The following is a 20,641-nucleotide window of genomic DNA, read 5'->3' on the forward strand; positions in this document are numbered from 1 at the left end:
CTTGTACTGTTAGGATAATGAAGACGTAGGGTCCTTTTCCACAGTTCTGTGGAATGAGAATCCGATGTTTTTCTCACGCCGGCTCAGCCGAAGCAGACGCCGTCGCGAAATCTCACCCTAAAAAAGTTAGAATTGGAGCTCACTGTGACTGAAAGCAAGAACTCCTTCAATGCTAAGAGCACCCTTGAAGTTGGCGACAAGTCCTATGACTACTTCGCCCTCTCTGCAGTGCCTGGCATGGAGAAGCTGCCGTACTCCCTCAAGGTTCTCGGAGAGAACCTTCTTCGTACCGAAGACGGCGCAAACATCACCAACGAGCACATTGAGGCTATCGCCAACTGGGATGCATCTTCTGATCCAAGCATCGAAATCCAGTTCACCCCAGCCCGTGTTCTCATGCAGGACTTCACCGGTGTCCCTTGTGTAGTTGACCTCGCAACCATGCGTGAGGCAGTTGCTGCACTCGGTGGCGACCCTAACGACGTCAACCCACTGAACCCAGCAGAGATGGTCATTGACCACTCCGTCATCGTGGAGGCTTTCGGCCGCCCAGACGCACTGGCTAAGAACGTGGAGATCGAGTACGAGCGCAACGAGGAGCGTTACCAGTTCCTGCGTTGGGGTTCCGAGTCCTTCTCCAACTTCCGCGTTGTTCCTCCAGGAACCGGTATCGTCCACCAGGTCAACATTGAGTACTTGGCTCGCGTCGTCTTCGACAACGAGGGCCTTGCATACCCAGATACCTGCATCGGTACCGACTCCCACACCACCATGGAAAACGGCCTGGGCATCCTGGGCTGGGGCGTTGGTGGCATTGAGGCTGAGGCAGCAATGCTCGGCCAGCCAGTGTCCATGCTGATCCCTCGCGTTGTTGGCTTCAAGTTGACCGGCGAGATCCCAGTAGGCGTTACCGCAACTGACGTTGTGCTGACCATCACCGAAATGCTGCGCGACCACGGCGTCGTCCAGAAGTTCGTTGAGTTCTACGGCTCCGGTGTTAAGGCTGTTCCACTGGCTAACCGTGCAACCATCGGCAACATGTCCCCAGAGTTCGGCTCCACCTGTGCGATGTTCCCAATCGACGAGGAGACCACCAAGTACCTGCGCCTCACCGGCCGCCCAGAAGAGCAGGTTGCACTGGTCGAGGCTTACGCCAAGGCGCAGGGCATGTGGCTCGACGAGGACACCGTTGAAGCTGAGTACTCCGAGTACCTCGAGCTGGACCTGTCCACCGTTGTTCCTTCCATCGCTGGCCCTAAGCGCCCACAGGACCGCATCCTTCTCTCCGAGGCAAAGGAGCAGTTCCGTAAGGATCTGCCAACCTACACCGACGACGCTGTTTCCGTAGACACCTCCATCCCTGCAACCCGCATGGTTAACGAAGGTGGCGGACAGCCTGAAGGCGGCGTCGAAGCTGACAACTACAACGCTTCCTGGGCTGGCTCCGGCGAGTCCTTGGCTACTGGCGCAGAAGGACGTCCTTCCAAGCCAGTCACCGTTGCATCCCCACAGGGTGGCGAGTACACCATCGACCACGGCATGGTTGCAATTGCATCCATCACCTCTTGCACCAACACCTCTAACCCATCCGTGATGATCGGCGCTGGCCTGATCGCACGTAAGGCAGCAGAAAAGGGCCTCAAGTCCAAGCCTTGGGTTAAGACCATCTGTGCACCAGGTTCCCAGGTTGTCGACGGCTACTACCAGCGCGCAGACCTCTGGAAGGACCTTGAGGCCATGGGCTTCTACCTCTCCGGCTTCGGCTGCACCACCTGTATTGGTAACTCCGGCCCACTGCCAGAGGAAATCTCCGCTGCGATCAACGAGCACGACCTGACCGCAACCGCAGTTTTGTCCGGTAACCGTAACTTCGAGGGACGTATCTCCCCTGACGTTAAGATGAACTACCTGGCATCCCCAATCATGGTCATTGCTTACGCAATCGCTGGCACCATGGACTTCGACTTCGAGAACGAAGCTCTTGGACAGGACCAGGACGGCAACGACGTCTTCCTGAAGGATATCTGGCCTTCCACCGAGGAAATCGAAGACACAATCCAGCAGGCAATCTCCCGTGAGCTTTACGAAGCTGACTATGCAGATGTCTTCAAGGGTGACAAGCAGTGGCAGGAACTCGATGTTCCTACCGGTGACACCTTCGAGTGGGATGAGAACTCCACCTACATCCGCAAGGCACCTTACTTCGACGGCATGCCTGTCGAGCCAGTGGCAGTCACCGACATCCAGGGCGCACGCGTTCTGGCTAAGCTCGGCGACTCTGTCACCACCGACCACATCTCCCCTGCTTCCTCCATTAAGCCAGGTACCCCTGCAGCTCAGTACTTGGATGAGCACGGTGTGGAACGCCACGACTACAACTCCCTGGGTTCCAGGCGTGGTAACCACGAGGTCATGATGCGCGGCACCTTCGCCAACATCCGCCTCCAGAACCAGCTGGTTGACATCGCAGGTGGCTACACCCGCGACTTCACCCAGGAGGGTGCTCCACAGGCGTTCATCTACGACGCTTCCGTCAACTACAAGGCTGCTGGCATTCCGCTGGTCGTCTTGGGCGGCAAGGAGTACGGCACCGGTTCTTCCCGTGACTGGGCAGCTAAGGGCACCAACCTGCTCGGAATTCGCGCAGTTATCACCGAGTCATTCGAGCGTATTCACCGCTCCAACCTCATCGGTATGGGCGTTGTCCCACTGCAGTTCCCTGCAGGCGAATCCCACGAGTCCCTGGGCCTTGACGGCACCGAGACCTTCGACATCACCGGACTGACCGCACTCAACGAGGGCGAGACTCCCAAGACTGTCAAGGTCACCGCAACCAAGGAGAACGGCGACGTCGTCGAGTTCGACGCAGTTGTCCGCATCGACACCCCAGGTGAGGCTGACTACTACCGCCACGGCGGCATCCTGCAGTACGTGCTGCGTCAGATGGCTGCTTCTTCTAAGTAATTAGAAGACTTTTGATGTGGAGTTTCCTCCACATCAAAAAACGTAGGTAGCGAAGGGCCCCATCAACTAATTGGCCATGAATAACCTTTCATGGCCAATGTGGTGGGGTCCTTTCTAATACGCCAAATTTTTCAAACCCATCCTCTTCCATGCGTGTTTTCACCGCTATTTTCCATAGGAGTACATTGTGTCCGTAGCGGCAGGCGACAAACCAACAAATAGCCGTCAAGAAATCCTCGAAGGTGCCCGACGGTGCTTCGCTGAGCACGGCTATGAAGGCGCAACCGTACGCCGACTGGAAGAAGCAACAGGTAAATCACGCGGAGCGATCTTTCATCACTTCGGTGACAAAGAAAACCTGTTCCTAGCCCTCGCGCGGGAAGATGCAGCCCGCATGGCGGAGGTGGTGTCTGAAAATGGCCTCGTTGAAGTGATGCGAGGAATGCTGGAAGATCCTGAACGATATGACTGGATGTCAGTACGCCTGGAGATCTCCAAGCAGCTGCGCACCGACCCGGTATTCCGCGCAAAATGGATTGATCACCAAAGTGTTCTAGACGAAGCTGTCCGCGTGCGTTTGTCCCGCAACGTGGATAAGGGACAAATGCGCACTGACGTCCCGATCGAAGTGCTGCACACCTTCTTAGAGACTGTTCTCGACGGTTTCATCTCCCGTCTTGCCACCGGCGCATCCACAGAAGGACTGTCCGAAGTATTGGATCTGGTCGAGGGAACTGTCCGTAAACGCGACTAAACGACCCCTGATTCACACTTTCAGACTACAAGAACTAGACTAAGCGGTATGGTTTCAGTTCTTTTAGTTCAGCCCCGTCAGGGAGAAGCAGTCGCCGCAGCTGAGCGACGTGACTTTTTGCAGGCCACCGGCCTTAAGCCTCAAGGACTGACCTCCCGAATGTTGGATACCACCACTTCTCGAATTGGCAGTCTGGAAGGTTTCGACGGCGTGATTGTGGGCGGAAGCCCACTGAATGCCACCAACTTTGAGTACAGCGATTGGCAACGCCACGTCCACCGCGAATTGTCCTTGCTGATCAATCACCCACTGCCAACAATCTTTGTCTGCTACGGCAATACCTTTTTGACCTTCTTCTCTGGCGGACAGATTGGTCGCACACACCCCGAAGATTCCGGCGCCACCACAGTGTTGCTAACTGACGCCGGCAAACGAGACGTACTCACTCAAGACCTACCGGATAGCTTTACGTCCTTTACTGGTCACACGGAAAACTCCGTAGCGCCCGCCCCTGGACATGTGGTGTTGGCAACGGGACCAACCTGCCCCATCCAGATGCTGCGCGCCAACAAGAACACCTGGTCAGTTCAATTCCATGCAGATATGGATGCCGTAGGCATGAAAAACCGCATGGATTTTTACTCCAACTACGGCTACTTCTCCCCAGAAGATTATGACCGCATCATTGCAGAGCTACCCTCTGTTGACTCCATTTATGCCAACAGGGTGCTCCGCAACTTCGTGGAGGTCTGCGAAGGAATTCGTGTTGCTGATGGTGCTGAGCACCAACTCCCAGAGCTTAACTAATCGAGGAGACTGGTGATTCGCCATCCACGAAAGGCAGCACACGGGTTTGTGGGAAGTCGCGAACCACGAACTCGGTGATAACTTCCGCAACGAGGACTCTTGATGTGGTGCGGCCTGCGGCTGCTTCGTTGGTATCGGCGATCACCTCAACGCCATTGACTTCATCCAGAGTTAAGGCTGCTGGTGCGAGGATAAGGTAATCCAGGTTGGTGGAGCTTAGGTGCTCATCAGCGGCCTTTTTGGATTCTGCATATGGGTAGAAGGATGCTGAAGGATCAATGGTGTGCGTGGTGGATCCAATGTAGCTCACCATGATGTAGCGAGGTGCCTTCTCCCCTAGGCTAGCTGCACCATCAATGGATGCGATCGCGGCATCACGATCAATGGCATAAGTTGCATCCGCGCCGTTCTTGCCACCGTTTCCGGCGCTCCACACCACTACGTCGAAGTCCTTGAGCAGATCTGCCCAATCCTCCACGCTGAGTGTGGTGACGTCACGCTCTAAAGTTGTGGCGCCTAGCGCCTCAATTTCGGACCTGTGGTCCGGATTGCGGTACATGGAAGTGACCTGCACCGAGGCGTCGATAAGCATGGGGGTTGCTAGGAGGGCCACCTTGCCGTGGCCACCAATGAGTAGAGCTCGTGTTTTATTAGTCATGAGCGCCACCCTAACAACTCTTAGTTTTTCCTGCCGAAAGCCCAGTAGGCAGCGGGGCCAACACCATTGACGATGGTCAAAAGCGCCCATACCCATTTGGGGCCGCGGACTTTTTCAGGTGCGCGCCGACTCAGCGACACCCACACGGACACTTTGGTGGCAAATTCTGCGATCGCGACAGCAATGACTGGAAAACGCAGTTCAGTGGGCAAATCCAACCAATCAGCGCGCAATGATTTATATGTCTTGGACGAGCGATTAAATAGAGTTGGCATACCCCAAATGATAGACCCAAAGTGTCGTGTCCACCGCTCGTTGTAGCATGAACCCATGTTTGCAATCATGACTGTCACAGGGCAGGATCACACCGGAATTATCGCCGCAGTTTCCACCGCGTTGGCTGAGCTAGATGTCAATATTCACAACGTTTCCCAAACCATCATGGATCAATGGTTCACCATGATCTTGCACGTTGGTTTCGATGAATCGCTCTTGGATATCGCCACAGTTCAGGAACGCATGAAGCCAGTGGAAAAGGAACAGGGCTTGGTTATTCGTATCCAGTCTGAAGCCTTGTTCAACGCGGTTAATGAGATCTAGGGAGGCGCACATGGATGATTTTTCTGCATCGCTAGGTTTTACTGACCGTTCCTCGAGGGGAATTCTGGACACCATCGAGATGATTGAGAAGTATCGTCTTGATATTCGCACCGTGACCATGGGAATCAGCCTGTTGGAATGCGCGCGTGGCTCGATGGAAGAGACCGCGACGGCTGTTTATGATCGCGTGACGTCACAGGCTGCACGTCTGGTTGAGGTTTGTGAAGGCATTGAGCGTGAATTGGGCATTCCCATTGTGAATAAGCGCATCTCGGTGACTCCAATTGCCCTGGTGACTGCTGGTTGCAGTGGCGATCCCGTTGACGTTGCTCGAGCCTTAGATAAGGCAGCAAAAGATGTCGGAGTGAACTTCATCGGCGGGTATTCAGCACTGGTTGAAAAAGGTGGAACCACCTCCGATATTCGGCTGATCCGCTCCATTCCCGAGGCATTGAGCACAACCGATGTGGTGTGTGGATCCGTCAATGTGGCGTCGTCTCGCGCGGGTATCAACATGAACGCAGTCAATGAGATGGGCAAGGTGGTCAAGCAAGCAGCTGAATTGACCAAAGATCGCTCCGCCATCGCGTGTGCAAAGCTAGTGGTCTTTGCCAATTCTGTGGGCGATAATCCATTCATGGCTGGCGCTTTCCACGGCATTGAGGAGCCGGATTGTGTGGTCAGCGTTGGTGTCTCAGGACCAGGCGTGGTTAGTCGCGCGCTGGGCAATCTTCAAGGTGCCACCCTTGATCAAGTCGCAGAAGAGATCAAGAAAGCGGCCTTCAAGATCACTCGTACTGGACAACTGGTTGGTGCGATGGCCTCAGAACGCCTAGGAGTTCCTTTCGGCATCGTTGATCTTTCGCTCGCTCCCACTGCTGAAGTGGGCGATTCCGTGGCAAATATCCTTGAGGTCATGGGTCTTGACCAGGTGGGCACACATGGCACCACCGCGGCACTCGCACTGCTCAACGACGCGGTGAAAAAGGGTGGCATGATGGCCTGCTCACGTGTCGGCGGCTTGTCCGGATCCTTCATTCCAGTTTCTGAAGATAAAGGCATGATCGATGCGGTTCGCACAGGAGCAATTTCTATTGACAAGCTCGAAGCGATGACCGCGATCTGCTCAGTTGGTTTGGATATGATTGCGATCCCTGGCAACACCCCGGCGGAAACTATTTCGGGCATGATCGCGGACGAAGCAGCCATCGGTGTGATGAATCATAAGACTACAGCTGTGCGTGTTATTCCTGTTCCAGGAACTGTCCCTGGCGACGAGGTAGATTTCGGTGGCTTGCTGGGTTACGCGCCGGTCATTCCAGTAAATACCGTGGGAAATAGTGAGTTTATTCACCGCGGCGGCTTCATTCCAGCACCCGTTCACGGGTTTAGAAACTAGGAGATCCGGGGCCTTACCTGCCATTTTCCAAATTCAAAGGTTAAAGAGCTGTTCACCTCATCGTGGGGTGAGCAGATCTGCTGAGGCGTATCATGGACTTATAAAAGTTGAAGCATCTCCTCCGCGTTGAAGGTGGAGGGCTTTCGCCGCGGAATGGTCCCTCGTCCAGGTCTTTAATTGATGTCTTGACGTGATCTGGGCGGGCACGCGGCCAATCATGTGAAAGGTCTGTTTTAGGTGTCGTCCCCTCTCCCCGCTGCCGTCACATCAAAACCCGCCCACGCGCTTTCCTCTGATGAGGTGCTAGAAAATCTCGGGGTCCAGGACACCGGATTGACCTCCGCGGAGGCAACACAGCGTTTGGAAGCAAACGGGCCAAACGAGCTTCCTCAAACTCCACCTGAAACAGTCTGGCAACGGCTATTCCGCCAGGTCAACGATCCAATGATCTACGTTCTCATTGCCGCCGCGGTACTCACTGCGTTTCTTGGGCATTGGACAGACACCATCGTGATTGGCGCCGTTGTCATCATCAACATGATGGTTGGGTTCATCCAAGAGGGCAAAGCTGCGGATGCGTTGGCATCGATCCGCAACATGCTCTCCCCGGAATCCGCGGCGTTGCGCGATGGGGTCTTCCACAAAATTGATGCGGCAGAGCTGGTGGTCGGCGACGTTGTGAAACTATCCGCCGGCGATAAAGTGCCCGCTGACCTGCGCATGCTCGCCGCCACCAACCTGCACATTGAGGAATCCGCGCTCACCGGCGAGGCGGAAGCAGTGGTCAAAGGTACTGATCCAGTTGAAGCCGACGCCGGAATCGGCGACCGCACATCCATGGCGTTTTCAGGAACGCTGGTGCTCACAGGCAGCGGCACCGGCGTGGTCATCGCCACCGGTGCAGGCACAGAAATCGGGCACATCACTACCATGCTTGCCGACGTCGACTCCGTGGATACCCCACTGACTCGGTCGATGAAAAAGTTCTCATCTGCGTTAGCAATCGTGTGTGTATTTCTAGCCATCGTCATGTTGGTGGTGGCCGGTCTGGTTCACCACACACCTTTGGAAGAGCTCATTCTTTCCGCCATCGGCTTTGCGGTGGCTGCCATTCCGGAGGGTCTACCTGCGGTTATCGCCATCACGCTGGCATTGGGTGTGCAAAAGATGGCAGCTCGAAATGCGATTACGCGTCGGTTAAATTCTGTGGAAACACTTGGTTCTGTCACCACCATCTGCACGGATAAAACCGGCACACTCACCCGCAATGAGATGACAGTCCGCGCAATCGCCACCGGTACGAGTCTTTATGACGTCAGTGGAGCAGGCTACGAGCCTCTCGGGGAAATCCGCTTAAAAGACGGCGAGCAAGTATCCAAGCAGGATTTCCCAGATCTTTACGCCATGGCGTTGGTGGCAGCGAACGTCAATGATGCAGAAATTTACCAAGAAGACGGCTTGTGGAAGCTCTCCGGCGAACCCACAGACGGCGGCATTCGAGCCTTTGCGATGAAAACCAACGCTGAAATCTTGACCCGAACAGCCGAAGTCCCCTTCGATTCCGCATACAAATACATGGCGACGCTTCACACCATCGATGGAGCAAACACCATGCTGGTCAAGGGCGCTCCCGATCGTTTGCTCGATAGAAGTGTACAGCAGCGCAACGGTGAACCACTTGACCGGCCGTATTGGGAACAGCTCATCGAGGACCTCGCGTCCCAAGGCCTCCGCGTGCTGGCTGCGGCATATAAAGAGCTTCCCCACGGCACGTCAACAATTACTCCAGAAGATGTTGACCAGGGCGAACTCACCTTCCTCGGGCTCTACGGCATCATGGATCCGCCACGCGAAGAAGTCATCGAAGCCATGAAAGTGGTGCAATCGGCAGGCGTTCGCGTCCGCATGATCACCGGCGATCACTCCTCCACGGCCCGCGCAATCGCCCGCGAAGTGGGAATCCGTGGCCAGAACGTGCTCACCGGTGCGGAAATTACTGCGGCTACGGATGAAGAGCTGCAGGGACTCGTCGACAATGCTGATCTTTTTGTGCGCACCAGCCCCGAGCACAAGCTGCGCGTCGTGCGCGCACTGCAAGCTAACGGTGAAGTCGCGTCCATGACCGGCGACGGCGTCAACGATGCGCCAGCGCTAAAGCAGGCCGACGTCGGCGTCGCCATGGGTATTAAGGGCACCGAAGCCACCAAAGATGCGGCCGACATCGTGCTTGCCGACGACAATTTCGCCACAATCGCCGGCGCCGTGGAAATGGGCCGCACCATCTACGACAACCTGCGCAAAGCCGTCGTCTTCATGCTCCCCACCAACGGCGCCCAAGGCCTCGTCATTTTCATCGCGATGCTGCTCGGCTGGGAACTGCCCATCACCGCACTTCAAGTGCTGTGGATCAACCTCATCACCGCCATCACACTGTCCCTGGCGCTGTCCTTCGAGCCGGCCGAGCCCGGCATCATGAACAGAAAACCCAGAAACCCCAAGAGCGGGCTTATCGACGCCCCCTCCGTGCTTCGCATCGTCTATGTCTCCCTGCTGCTCGGCGGAGCAACGTTCTGGGCTTTCCTTGGTGCTCGCGACGCAGGTATTGACATCGACACCGCCCGCACCATCGCGGTCACCACCCTCGCGGTCAGCCAAGTGTTCTACCTTTTAAGCTCTCGGTACTTCGAAGTATCCGCGCTGCGAAAAGAACTCTTCACCACCAACCCGATCTCCTGGCTGTGCATCGCACTCATGCTGATCCTGCAACTGGCCTTCGTCTACCTACCGTTTATGCAAAGCACCTTCGACACCGCCGCACTGGCGCTTAGAGATTGGGTCATGCCACTGGTGTTTGGTGTTGTTGTCTTTGCGATCGTCGAAACCGAGAAGCTCATCAGGCGCCTCAAAGAGACTTAAGATTTCAGCCCCTCAAGATACTTGTCGGTGATCCTCAGCTGCACCCACCTCACCACGGGATTAGCCAGTTTCGCCCACCACTTCGCCGGCTTTGAGAACGCCACGATATGTGCAGTGACCTGGTCATTGTCAGCCATCGTGATCTCGAAAGCCTCTTCCCCACGCTCCACATGCTTCTCGAGCGTGCCGTAAATAAGGATAGCCCGGCGCGATCCTTGATGGGACTTGAGGACTCTGCAATACGAGCGAATACTCCAGAACTTGAGCTCCACGGTTGTATTGGTTTGAGTTACTGTGATCCCCGCGTATTGATGAGCCTTCCAAGAGAACAACTGTTGGACGGCGATTTGAAAGCACTCTTCCCCGTAACCAAGCACTAGTTTGCGATCAGTGATCTGCCAACCTTTTGATGCTTTAGCGTTTCCGATTAAAAGGTCTTCGGATGTACCGTGCAGGGACTCGGGGTAGCTCAAAGGGGATGTTTTCACTTTTCAAGGGTGCCATATTCAAGTGAGATCTATGAGGGTTTACCAGCCCAATATACGGCGATGGTTTTAGAGGCAATCATCACAAATCCTTATAAATTCCCCCAACTATCATAAATGATACTTCACCGTCCATTAGACTAATTTTGGCCTGTAAAGAGATCAACGTTCCACGATCACTCTTTTGAGTAGTCGCGGACTAGGAGCTGTTTGATGTTGTAGCTACATCACTAAAAAATCGACAGACCAAATTCAATGATATTTGCTCTGATTTTTGGTTCTCGTCTAATTTCATTATTTTGTCACGCCAGCCATCACGACTTCATACCCACCAATTGAAAGTAAAGTCCAATGTTTACCGCATCCATTCCTACTTATGAATTAGGGTCTTTCAGCAAGGGCTCCTACGTTGAGATCAAAGGAACTTACTTCTACCCTGACACGCTAAATACTTTATTTAGAAATTCTGGGGCAAAAGACAACGAAGAGTTCTTTGTAGACGTAACTCTTGTTCCAGAACCAGATAATCCGCATAGCACTCGAGGCCATGCCATTTCAGTCCGCTGGAATGATCTCGTAATAGGACATATTGCCTCGGATATGACTGAAAAATTCCAACAAGTGCGACGAGTTGCAGCTAGTGGCTACGATGCTCGAGTCTCTGCTCGGATTTGGACGAATACAAACTATAAGAATGAACGAGATTTTTGGGTATCTGTTAAGCTCCCCGACCCAGATTTCCTTGTTCCTCTTAATGATCCTCCCCATGACGGGTTTACCCTCCTCCCTTATGGAACAGCAATCCAAGTCACCAAGGAATCTGATCACATGGACGTGCTCTCAGAATTCGTGCCTCCATCTGGACAAGGTCAGATTCTCGTATCGCTACACATCATTAACGCAGGCGTGAGAAAAGAATGGGATGGCATTGAAGTTCGGCTCGATAATCAACGGATCGGAGAGCTTACAAAGGCCAGTTCAGAAAAATTCGCACCCGTAGTGCGACATTTCGATGACCTAGGACTTAGTACACTATGTCGTGCGCTCATCAAGGGGTCATCACTAGCTGCTGAAGTAACTCTATATGGAGCTCGTGCACATGAGCTTTCCGAAGAAGACTTAGAACCTAAAAGCTCTTCCCCATTGCCCAGGTTGGTTGAATACCAGTCAAATCCGTTTAATTATCAAGTCCCCAACAGGTGGCCCGGCGAGCAGAATCAACGTGCTCCTAAGTCGCAAAAGTCTTCTTCATCACCTTTCGCAGCGTATCGCGGGCCATCGCAACCTAGTAAATCACTCACACCGTTTGTAGCGCAGACACCTGCGCCTCAGCCTAGTGATCGATTTATTGATTGGGATTCATTGCTTCAACCGGACGGAACTCCAAGAGCTACGCCATTCCAAAGAGGAGTAACCCGCGGGTTAATTGGCAAGCATTTTTCGAATCAAAAATCTCCAAGAATTGACTTTGCAACGGTGGGGCAATGTGATGCAATTCTCCGAACTTTCGGAGAGCCGACCGACAAGCTTTATAAAGACGGCAGGACTTCTTGGCCTTTGTGGTGGGCGCTCATGGCGATAGTCACCCTTCTCGTCATGTTGCTGAACTTTATTCCAGGAATTGGTCCGATCTTCCCACTTATCGGATTGATCGTACTTGGTCATCACTTTTGGACTCGCCGAAAACTTAACCCACCATTCGGTAGATCAAAATAGATATTCTCATCAAATATCGCTGATGCAGCAAAACACCTGGGCACCAAAAGATCAAGCCTGATGGCGGCAAATCACTATCAAAGGCGGGATAGTCAAATGCGAGAATTCTGAAGGTTTTCCATTGCCACCACAGATCAATACTGGATAAAACAGCCTTGATCTGTGGAACCATCCTTAGAACCGAAGCTAGCGCCACAATTTTCATAACGCCATTTACATCGTTGGATTTCTTCCCAGGGTGGTTGACCACTCAAGCATGCAAGCGTCACAAATATTCCGGACATTCTGACTAATTTCCCTAGAGCTGTAGACAGCAGTCCTGATGAATCAAATGAAACGCCTTATCTCTGTCGTTGGGACTACATTTATCTTTGCAACTGGCTGCTCAGCAACCGATTCCGAGGTTGATTCGCCAGCTCCGACAAGTGAAGTTACAGTCTCTTCAATTATCAGATCTTTTGAACCCAATAGAAAAGAAGAACTCCTTAACAAGCTCGTAAGGTTGGCTCCTGTAAACCAAGTCAATCCACGCAGAGCTTCCCGTATCAGGAAATTACGATTTCCCAACTCCAGTCGACCTAGGTGAGCCAGATTCCGCTGAGATCTACACAGATAGCGGATCCTTCCAATTTGAAATATCCCCTGAAGTATTGAAAGACGCTGCATACTTCTGCACTGTGTACACAAAGAACGGCACCATCACTGATTCTTTTGCCGTTGTGAACTGGTAGGAAGCCTCACGGGGGCACCCGTTGCAAGATTCGAGCGGATTAATAGTATTCACAGACTTCAATCAGCGAAGATGAAGGTAGAGTCTCTGCGACTCCACATGGCTCATGTATGGGGAACACACCCGACATTCTCAAAAATCTAACGTGTCCTACATACCAGCCCCCTGACCTGATACTCGGAGTTCTTATATGAATTATCTATCCCTTAAACCTCTGCATCCGTTTGCGCTCATGATTCTGACTGCTGCCACTCTCACTGCTTGCAGCACTAGTGGTGAAACGATGTCTACGGAAACAGAGACCACCCAATCCACTAAGTCGAGTTCCATGATCGCTCAGCCTATGTAACCGGATGAGTGGGAATCATTAGACGATATTGGCAAATCAATAAATCAAATCAATGCGGGATGTGCCTTTGTCCTCGAAGAAGGCAGCGTTGGTGCCTGTGGCAGCCCTAATTATGGCTATTACAGCTTTTCTATGAATACCGCTGAGAATCCAAGTGCATCCGCTGAACATCGTCTGTCTACAGCGTTTGGAGAACGCGAAAAAGATGAGGCAGTATTTTTTGGCTCGACTTGGTCGATTCACTGCTTTGGAGATGAAGCAGTACAAGATTGCAAAAACCTTGAAAAAGTGTATGGCAGCGATGGTTGGGTCGACCTCCCCCCAGGAGACGTTCATACTCTCCTAGACGATATCGGAGCAGAGGAATCTGAAGCAGATGAAGTTCCAATTGAATGGCAAAACGCCCTGACTAAGGCAGACAGGTATGCAAACCGGCAACACATGTCTCAGGCACGACTCTATCGCCAATTAACCAGTGATGTTGGAGAGGGCTTCACTGAAGAAGCTGCCCAATACGCAATCGAAAATGTGAACGCAGACTGGAACGCTAACGCCCTAGTAAAAGCAAGAAATTACCAGGAGCGCCAAGCAATGTCAGTAGACCGCATTTACAGGCAACTTACTAGTGAACACAGTGAAGGGTTTACCCCAGAGCAGGCACAATACGCGATCGACAACCTATAAGGCATAAAGATCCCCTCCCCACCCAACAGTTTGGCGACCATGGGTGGAGAGGGGGAAAGAGTATCCAAAAAATAAGTTCCCTAGACACATGAAAAGTGTATCGACAATCGTCGACAGTCCCAGGAAAATTACGAAAAATGGTTGAAAAGTATTGTGCAAAGCATGCTTGCGAGACCCCGGAGGTAGACAACTATCCAGAACCGTTCGATTCAAAAAGAAGCAGCCACCTTCCTCCAGGAAGAAACCCGAAGTACCCATCGCGGAGAATACCTCAACGCCCAAGATAATCCAGTCAAATATCTCAAAACTGCCAATCTGCATCAGGTCAAACGGTCTGACATTACCGATACTGAAACACTGTAAAAGTAGGGTCCACATAACAAACGGGTGATGCACACTTCATCTCCGATGAACGAGTTGCAGGCCGCCGGAGAAAGGACGCCACCCGAAACTGCAACATCTGTGCGAACTATCCCTATTGCCGATGACCTCATCACGGTGCTTGACCACAGAGTTGCGGCGTCCATTCAGGGCGGGATCTTTGAAACCGCTCGCGGTGCTCCATACCGAATTGCTTCTGCCGACGGTGAATTAAGGAAGACAGTGACGCGCCTTCGTGAGTGCGTGACGTTCCACAGTTTCCGCCACCTGTATGCGTCGAGGTAGATCTCAGCCGGGTGTCTCGGTGAAGCAGGTTCAGAGAGATTTGGGGCATACGACGGTATCGACAACCTTGGACACTTATGTCCCCTTCTTCCCTGGCCTCAACAATCAGCCAGCAGCTGAAATAGCCCGCATGATGAAATTCATGCGGGCAACTTGCGGGCGGCTAAGTGCAGGAGTTTAAAACGAAATAGCCTTGAACAGCAGAAACAGGCCTAAATACTAGGCTAATTCTACGATCTCCATGTACTGATCATTCCAAAGATCCTCAGTGCCGTCGGGAAGCACGATGACGCGTTCTGGCTCAAGGGCCTTGACTGCACCCGGGTCGTGGGTAACCAGGACGACAGCGCCGGTGTAGGTGCGCAGTGCGTCGAGGACCTGTTCGCGGGAGATCGGGTCAAGGTTGTTGGTGGGCTCGTCGAGAAGCAGGACGTTCGCGCGGGAGGACACCAGGGTGGCCAGTGCGAGGCGGGTCTTTTCACCGCCGGAGAGTGTTCCTGCTGGTTGGTCGAGTTGTTCGCCGGAGAACATGAAGGAGCCAAGGAGGCTGCGGAGGCTTTGTTGGTCGGCGTCGGCGCAGGCCTCGATGGTGTTTTGCCAGACGGATTTGTCGGGGTCGATGGTGTCGTGTTCCTGGGCGAAGTAGCCGATTTTGAGGCCGTATCCGGTGACGATGCCGCCTTCGCCGTCGGTGCGTTCAACGCCGGCGAGGAGTTTGAGCAGGGTGGTTTTACCTGCACCGTTGAATCCGAGGACGACTACGCGGGAGCCTTTGTCGATGGCTAGGTCGACGCCGGCGAAGACTTCGAGGGAGCCGTACATCTTGGTCAGGCCCTTGGCGTTGAGTGGGGTTTTTCCACAGGCTGCTGGTTCTGGGAAAACGATGTTGGCCGCGCGGTCAGCTACGCGGATTTCGTCGAGGTTGTCGATCATTCGTTCCGCACGGGCGATCATCTGCTTAGCTGCGGCAGCCTTGGTTGCTTTCGCGCCGAGGCGTGCAGCCTGGTCCTTGAGGGCTCCGGCCTTCTTTTCGGCGTTTGCGCGCTCACGGCGTCGGCGTGCTTCATCGAGTGCACGTGCATCGACGTATTTGCTAAAGCCCATGTTGTAGACATCGGCTTCGCCGCGTACTGCGTCGAGGTACCAAATCTTGTTACATACGGCGCCAAGCAGTTCGACGTCGTGCGAAATCATGATCAGTCCACCTTCGTGCTTCGCCAGGAAGTCACGGAGCCAGGTGATCGAGTCTGCGTCCAAGTGGTTGGTGGGCTCGTCGAGAAGCAATGTGGTTTTTGATTTGCCGGAGCCGTTGGTGGCGGCGAAGAGGATCTGCGCCAGCTCGACGCGACGGCGCTGGCCGCCGGACAGGGTTTTAAGCTGCTGGTCGAGGATGCGTGCCTCGAGGCCGAGGTTGTCGCAGATCTGGGCTGCTTCGGCGTCAGCTTCGTAGCCGCCGAGCGACTGGAATTGTTCCTCGAGCCTGGAGTACTTGCGGATCGCGGCGTCGAGCTTGCCGGGGTCGGTCGCGGTTTCCATGATCTCCTGCTGGCGTTCCATGGAGGATCGCAGCTGGTCAAGACCACGGGCGGAGAGGACTCGGTCGCGGGCGGTTTGTTCGATGTTGCCTTCGCGGGAGTCCTGGGGCAGGTAACCGATTTCACCAGATGTGGTTACGGATCCTCCGTAGGGCTTGGTTTCGCCCGAGAGGATTCGCATGGTGGTGGTTTTGCCCGCACCATTTCTACCAACCAGACCGATACGGTCGCCTGGCTGTACCCGAAGGAGCTGACCTGGGGCATCGAGAAGGGTACGTGCGCCAACGCGCACCTCTAAATCATTGGTGACAATCACAACCGAACAGTCTATCAATTGAAGTTGCCAGGTCAATAAAGCTGCTTTTCGACGCCCCCAGCCACCTACAACTTAAGTAATCCGAGGACTGCACCGACGATGCCACCAAGCGCTGCCAGCAGCGCTAAAAGCGCGACAAAACTACCACCGCTAGAGCTTCCAGCAACACCAGTCGGTTCCTCTTCCTCACCAGCAAGTACTTTGAACGTGGTCTGAGCAGTCAATTCATCCAGCTCGGCTTCAACTGTTACTTCATATTCCTCGTCTTCAGTATTTACTGGCTTGAGGTCTAGCTGAAGCTTTGCGGTTCCTTGCGCGTTAGTTGGAACCACGTCCCGCTCAATACCGTTGACGCGAAATGTAATGAGAGTACCGATAGCCACCGGCGATCCATCGTGTGCTGTCGCCTTCGCTGCGATGACAATAGTCTTTGTTTGTCCATCAGAAACCACATCTGGATGATTCATGATCACCAAGGAGTTCTGCTGCACTTGTTCAGGCAGGACTGTAAAACGTGCCAAGGCATCACGCGCGATTGATCGTGGTGCATCTTCTGGAACGACGAGTCGGGCGCGAACCTCAAATGTGCGTTCAGGCTGCTCGCTTGCGATGTTGTCCACATCAATCGAGATGCTGGCATGCCCTTCCGCATCAACAGCTGCGGTATCAATGGGCGATGAATCTAGATAAAAGGCCACCTTAGATCCAGCTGGCAGATCTCCCTCTGAGGTGACATTAGCCTGGACCTCAACAGTTTGGCTCTGGCCGTTGGAATGAACTGGGTTGATGGGATCAACCGTTACGATTGCATCAGAGACAGCATCCTGTGTTCTATTGAGTTCAATTCGAGGCACATCAACGTTTTTGGACCATACCGTTTCGCCTGCGGAGTTAGTAAACGTCCATACCGTTGGAATATCCACGTATCCGCGTTCTACATCCAAATCGCTGACTTCATAGGTAGTCGTGGTGCAGTCATAGCTCTTATTCGCGCCTAAATTCTTGTAACGACAGTTGGGAGTACCCTGCTCTGGATCAAATCCGCGTAGGTTTGCAGGCATCCAGTTCTCGCCTTCCCCCCAGGCTTGGCACCGAATTAACCGTAACGTCAAACGGGTTGTTGATCGCAAAGTTAATGCTGATCTTCTCCCCTGCTACATAAGTGTCCTTGAGATTTGGAATGCTCACCTTCACTGAAGTTGGTGCAGGTTCTTGCCCACCCTGAACAGTGAGATTGAGACGACCCGTGTAGCGGTCTGCTCCATCAAGAATGGAGACCTCCACTGGAAGTTCACCGTTGTCGGCTACCAGCGGTGCTGTGACCTGAACTGGGATTGTGACAGATTCTCCAGATGGGATCGATACACGAACATCCTCAGCTTGCCATCCTTCGGGAAGTTCAAGGGAGACTGCTCGGTCAAAAAATGCGTTGTCGAAAGGATTGGTCAACGTGACATTCATAGTGGTGGTTTCACCTGCAGTCACGGGCGTTTCATCGGCGTCGACACCAATGCAGCCGGCCTCCAGCCACGACAGGTTGAACTGTGAGTAGAAGATGTCGATATTTGAGCCACTGTTTTCTCACAGCATGCCGATGTCACCGTTGAGAAGTGTTGCCATCGAGGTATATTGGATTGCTCCTGGTTCAAACACCTTGGACACCGGCCAGGTCTGACCATCATCACACGACATGCGGACGGTGCCATTGGTGCGGCCACTCGTGGTGGCAGTGTTGGAGAACAGCAGAACCTCTGCCTGCGCACTTCCCTCAGGTGCTGTCGGGAATACTCGAATCAGGGAAGCATTGTTGCGAGGATCCGGCACCTGGGTATCAAGAGTTGGCTCAGCCCAAGTGACGCCGCCGTCGGTGGAATAAGACACCTTGCGGTAAGTATCGGCTCCTGATGAACGACTGTTGTTCATCAGGGTTCCATCGCTGAGTTCCACGATTTTGTTTTCATCCATGGAGTTTCCCCAAGGAGCACTGGGGTACCACGTGGCGCCGTGATCATCACTCAGCATGGCAACTGCTGCGACTCGACCATTGGTCATGCGAGTTACCGATGGCTGGACCAATCGTCCCTTGTACGCGCCGTATTGCAGTTGGATGCCGTTTCCGGATGTGGCAAATCGGCTGTCCCAGGTGTCATCAGCAACCACTTGATCAGTAATGACGGTGTCTGCAACCCAGGTTGAGCCGTTATCTGATGATTTGGCGTAGGCAACATGGGCAACGTTGCGATCATCCGGGTCCGTGCCTGGTTGGGAGGTGAAGTATCCTGCATCGAATGACTTCACGTGGAAGTTAAAGACATCGCCCCTCTCCCAGTCCACAACGATGCTGGGATCGGAATAGCCAGTTTTGGGTTCGGCGGTGATACCTGCGGAAATGTCGTGCTGTTCGCCCCAGGTTGCTCCGTTGTCGGTCGATACCTTGCCCACGATGGAGTTGGGTTGTGGAGCATCTGAACAGTTGTTTGGGCGACCATCCCACGATGCGAGGACGTTGCCATTGGGTGCGACGCCAAGCGATGGGATGCGGTAGCAATCAAATCCGAGAGTTCCGCCGTCAGCGAGTTGTTGTGTTGAAAACTCTGGTTCTTCGCTGATGCTTGCTGTTGCATCGAATCCGTAGCCCGTGGGTGTTTGAGCTTGGGCCATTGGGATGGTGGGTAGTGCTGCGCCGATGAGTGCGGCTGCACCAAGCGCTGAGAATACTGCTTTATGCCGAGACAAAGGACCTGCTTTCTTGAATGGAAGACCCATCCAGATTAGAAGAATGATGTCAGATGTCTAATTGGGGGCATAGACATGCCTCCCCCACTTCACCCACCAGGACGGGTTGTGTGCGGGATTTTCTTATCCTACAAAACTAATGACACATTGTTGTGTGAATCACAAAGTTTTTTAAACTTCGAAAAACCACACGCTTGTGCGGGAAACTTCTCGCATAACTAGGGTGAGGGTATGACCTCCAAAGGCCAGGAATCTAGTTCAGACTCCACAGCAGGAATGGATTACATCATCCGATACTCGCTCAACGAGTTTCAGCGCGGAAGTATCGTGACGCGTTTTGAAACTCCCCCTGATAAACAGGAGGTGTTTGGGGTCTTAGAAAGATACGGCATTTCTTCCACTCAGGTAAGTGAATATTCCGTTTCCCCTGCACGCGGAGTTCAACAGGCTCTGACGCCGGTCCACCAGGACATTGTGGAGGCGCAACCTTCGGAGGATACTTCCCCACCGCCTCTAGACAGGCGGAAAAGGAAAAGTGGTTGCGGGTGGGTAGCTGTAGCTATCGTTGTCATTGCCTTTGTGACTCCAGCAGTGACGGCCGAGCGTTCTTACACCACTGGTCAAAGTCTCGCGCCGTCTGCCTCTAGAAACTTAAGTTTTGGAGAGCGATACGATTTTTGTGACGCCCAGTTGAGATATATCGCGGTATCTGATGAGAACTACTGGGATGAGGCGCCTGGGTTCTTTGAAGACCGCGTCTCCAATAATCCTATCCACCCCGCCAATCTTTCTTTCCTCGTTGGATGCATGTCTGACTGACGCCGAATATGCAACAACCCCGTGCCGCACAGGAAACCTGTGTGGCACGGGGTTGCGTCGATAAGCAGCCTTTTAAACCGCGAATCCTAGGGCCTGCAGCTGAGCGCGGCCCTCTTCGGTGATCATGTGTGGACCCCAAGGCGGCATCCATACCCAGTTCAGGGACATCTTCTCTGCAATGCCGTTGCCGACGATTGCGGTGCGTGCCTGATCTTCGATGACGTCAGTTAGCGGGCAAGCTGGTGAAGTCAGAGTCATATCGATGTGAGCTTCGTTGCCGTTGATGATGTAAATATCGTAGACAAGGCCCAGGTCAACAACGTTAATGCCCAGTTCAGGGTCAATAACGTCGCGCATGTACTCCTCAACATCGCTGGCCTTAGCCAGGTCTGCCTCGGACTGCTCTGGGCGCTCAGAGCTTTGTGCTTCAAAGGTGGAAGCGTTCTGGTCTTCAACCTCTGTCGTGTTCTCGGTGTGCTCGCTCATGGTTTCCTCCAATTAATACAG

18 protein-coding genes are annotated in these 20,641 nt (G+C 53.5%); 10 read left to right on the forward strand and 8 right to left on the reverse strand.

The features are described from left to right. Nucleotides 1–144: 144 nt before the first annotated feature. From can to KW808_RS08405, 3 genes are all read left to right on the forward strand, one after another. Nucleotides 145–2,964, forward strand: a complete 2,820-nt coding sequence (gene can, locus KW808_RS08395) for an aconitate hydratase (protein ID WP_170844367.1) — start codon at nucleotides 145–147, stop codon at nucleotides 2,962–2,964. A 187-nt stretch (nucleotides 2,965–3,151) separates the two neighbouring features. Then, the gene (acnR, locus tag KW808_RS08400) at nucleotides 3,152–3,718 is read left to right on the forward strand and encodes a TetR/AcrR family transcriptional regulator AcnR (protein WP_003856101.1); all 567 of its coding nucleotides are present in this window, start codon (nucleotides 3,152–3,154) and stop codon (nucleotides 3,716–3,718) included. Between the two features lie 48 nt (nucleotides 3,719–3,766). Then, entirely contained in the window at nucleotides 3,767–4,525 is a 759-nt protein-coding gene (locus tag KW808_RS08405) for a glutamine amidotransferase (protein WP_003862305.1), read from the forward strand. On the opposite strand, the gene KW808_RS08410 is transcribed toward KW808_RS08405, so the two are convergent. Both KW808_RS08410 and KW808_RS08415 read right to left on the reverse strand, forming a co-directional pair. After that, on the reverse strand, nucleotides 4,518–5,183 hold the full coding sequence (locus KW808_RS08410; RefSeq protein WP_034983751.1) for an NAD(P)H-binding protein: 666 nt from the start codon (nucleotides 5,181–5,183) through the stop codon (nucleotides 4,518–4,520). The two genes, KW808_RS08405 and KW808_RS08410, sit on opposite strands and share 8 nt — an antisense overlap. 20 nt (nucleotides 5,184–5,203) lie before the next feature. Further along, nucleotides 5,204–5,458, reverse strand: coding sequence for a PLDc N-terminal domain-containing protein (locus KW808_RS08415; protein WP_044394473.1), 255 nt, complete (start codon nucleotides 5,456–5,458; stop codon nucleotides 5,204–5,206). 55 nt (nucleotides 5,459–5,513) lie between these two features. On the opposite strand from KW808_RS08415, the gene KW808_RS08420 reads away from it, so the two are divergent. The 3 genes from KW808_RS08420 to KW808_RS08430 all read left to right on the forward strand — a co-directional run bounded on the left by KW808_RS08420 (nucleotide 5,514) and on the right by KW808_RS08430 (nucleotide 10,098). Then, complete coding sequence (locus KW808_RS08420; protein WP_003862300.1) at nucleotides 5,514–5,783, forward strand: ACT domain-containing protein; 270 nt, start codon at nucleotides 5,514–5,516, stop codon at nucleotides 5,781–5,783. Between the two features lie 10 nt (nucleotides 5,784–5,793). After that, nucleotides 5,794–7,182: a PFL family protein gene (locus tag KW808_RS08425; protein WP_003862299.1), complete on the forward strand. Its 1,389-nt coding sequence runs from the start codon at nucleotides 5,794–5,796 to the stop codon at nucleotides 7,180–7,182. A 237-nt stretch (nucleotides 7,183–7,419) separates the two neighbouring features. Continuing rightward, on the forward strand, nucleotides 7,420–10,098 hold the full coding sequence (locus KW808_RS08430) for a cation-transporting P-type ATPase (RefSeq protein WP_003862298.1): 2,679 nt from the start codon (nucleotides 7,420–7,422) through the stop codon (nucleotides 10,096–10,098). Here the strand turns inward: KW808_RS08430 and KW808_RS08435 are convergent. After that, on the reverse strand, nucleotides 10,095–10,586 hold the full coding sequence (locus KW808_RS08435) for a DUF1990 domain-containing protein (RefSeq protein ID WP_034983753.1): 492 nt from the start codon (nucleotides 10,584–10,586) through the stop codon (nucleotides 10,095–10,097). The two genes, KW808_RS08430 and KW808_RS08435, sit on opposite strands and share 4 nt — an antisense overlap. A 348-nt stretch (nucleotides 10,587–10,934) precedes the next feature. Here KW808_RS08435 and KW808_RS08440 point away from each other — a divergent pair, with 348 nt between their 5' ends. The 3 genes from KW808_RS08440 (at nucleotide 10,935) to KW808_RS08450 (ending at nucleotide 14,728) form a co-directional block, all read left to right on the forward strand. Next, nucleotides 10,935–12,299, forward strand: a complete 1,365-nt coding sequence (locus tag KW808_RS08440) for an HIRAN domain-containing protein (protein ID WP_003862296.1) — start codon at nucleotides 10,935–10,937, stop codon at nucleotides 12,297–12,299. 1,211 nt (nucleotides 12,300–13,510) lie between these two features. After that, nucleotides 13,511–14,062 (forward strand): Ltp family lipoprotein, encoded by a 552-nt coding sequence (locus KW808_RS08445; RefSeq protein WP_003862295.1) that lies wholly within the window; start codon nucleotides 13,511–13,513, stop codon nucleotides 14,060–14,062. Between the two features lie 408 nt (nucleotides 14,063–14,470). Beyond that, entirely contained in the window at nucleotides 14,471–14,728 is a 258-nt protein-coding gene (locus KW808_RS08450) for a site-specific integrase (protein WP_230622940.1), read from the forward strand. Nucleotides 14,729–14,947: 219 nt separating this feature from the next. Here the strand turns inward: KW808_RS08450 and KW808_RS08455 are convergent, their stop codons facing one another. From KW808_RS08455 to KW808_RS08470, 4 genes are all read right to left on the reverse strand, one after another. Beyond that, a complete protein-coding gene (locus KW808_RS08455; RefSeq protein WP_003862292.1) occupies nucleotides 14,948–16,579 on the reverse strand; it encodes an ABC-F family ATP-binding cassette domain-containing protein in 1,632 nt (543 codons plus the stop codon). A 65-nt stretch (nucleotides 16,580–16,644) separates the two neighbouring features. Beyond that, complete coding sequence (locus KW808_RS08460; protein ID WP_230622941.1) at nucleotides 16,645–17,640, reverse strand: hypothetical protein; 996 nt, start codon at nucleotides 17,638–17,640, stop codon at nucleotides 16,645–16,647. After that, nucleotides 17,615–18,064, reverse strand: coding sequence for an NEW3 domain-containing protein (locus tag KW808_RS08465; protein WP_230622942.1), 450 nt, complete (start codon nucleotides 18,062–18,064; stop codon nucleotides 17,615–17,617). Before KW808_RS08465 ends, KW808_RS08460 begins: the two co-directional genes overlap by 26 nt. 96 nt (nucleotides 18,065–18,160) lie before the next feature. Then, a complete protein-coding gene (locus KW808_RS08470; RefSeq protein WP_231640524.1) occupies nucleotides 18,161–19,345 on the reverse strand; it encodes a sialidase family protein in 1,185 nt (394 codons plus the stop codon). Between the two features lie 201 nt (nucleotides 19,346–19,546). On the opposite strand from KW808_RS08470, the gene KW808_RS08475 reads away from it, so the two are divergent. Then, nucleotides 19,547–20,134 (forward strand): hypothetical protein, encoded by a 588-nt coding sequence (locus KW808_RS08475; protein ID WP_003862290.1) that lies wholly within the window; start codon nucleotides 19,547–19,549, stop codon nucleotides 20,132–20,134. A gap of 72 nt (nucleotides 20,135–20,206) precedes the next feature. On the opposite strand, the gene KW808_RS08480 is transcribed toward KW808_RS08475, so the two are convergent. Continuing rightward, nucleotides 20,207–20,620, reverse strand: a complete 414-nt coding sequence (locus KW808_RS08480; RefSeq protein WP_003856083.1) for a metal-sulfur cluster assembly factor — start codon at nucleotides 20,618–20,620, stop codon at nucleotides 20,207–20,209. Between the last annotated feature and the right edge of the window lie 21 nt (nucleotides 20,621–20,641).

The sequence above is a fragment of the [Brevibacterium] flavum genome (assembly GCF_019317305.1).
Lineage (GTDB): Bacteria > Actinomycetota > Actinomycetes > Mycobacteriales > Mycobacteriaceae > Corynebacterium > Corynebacterium glutamicum.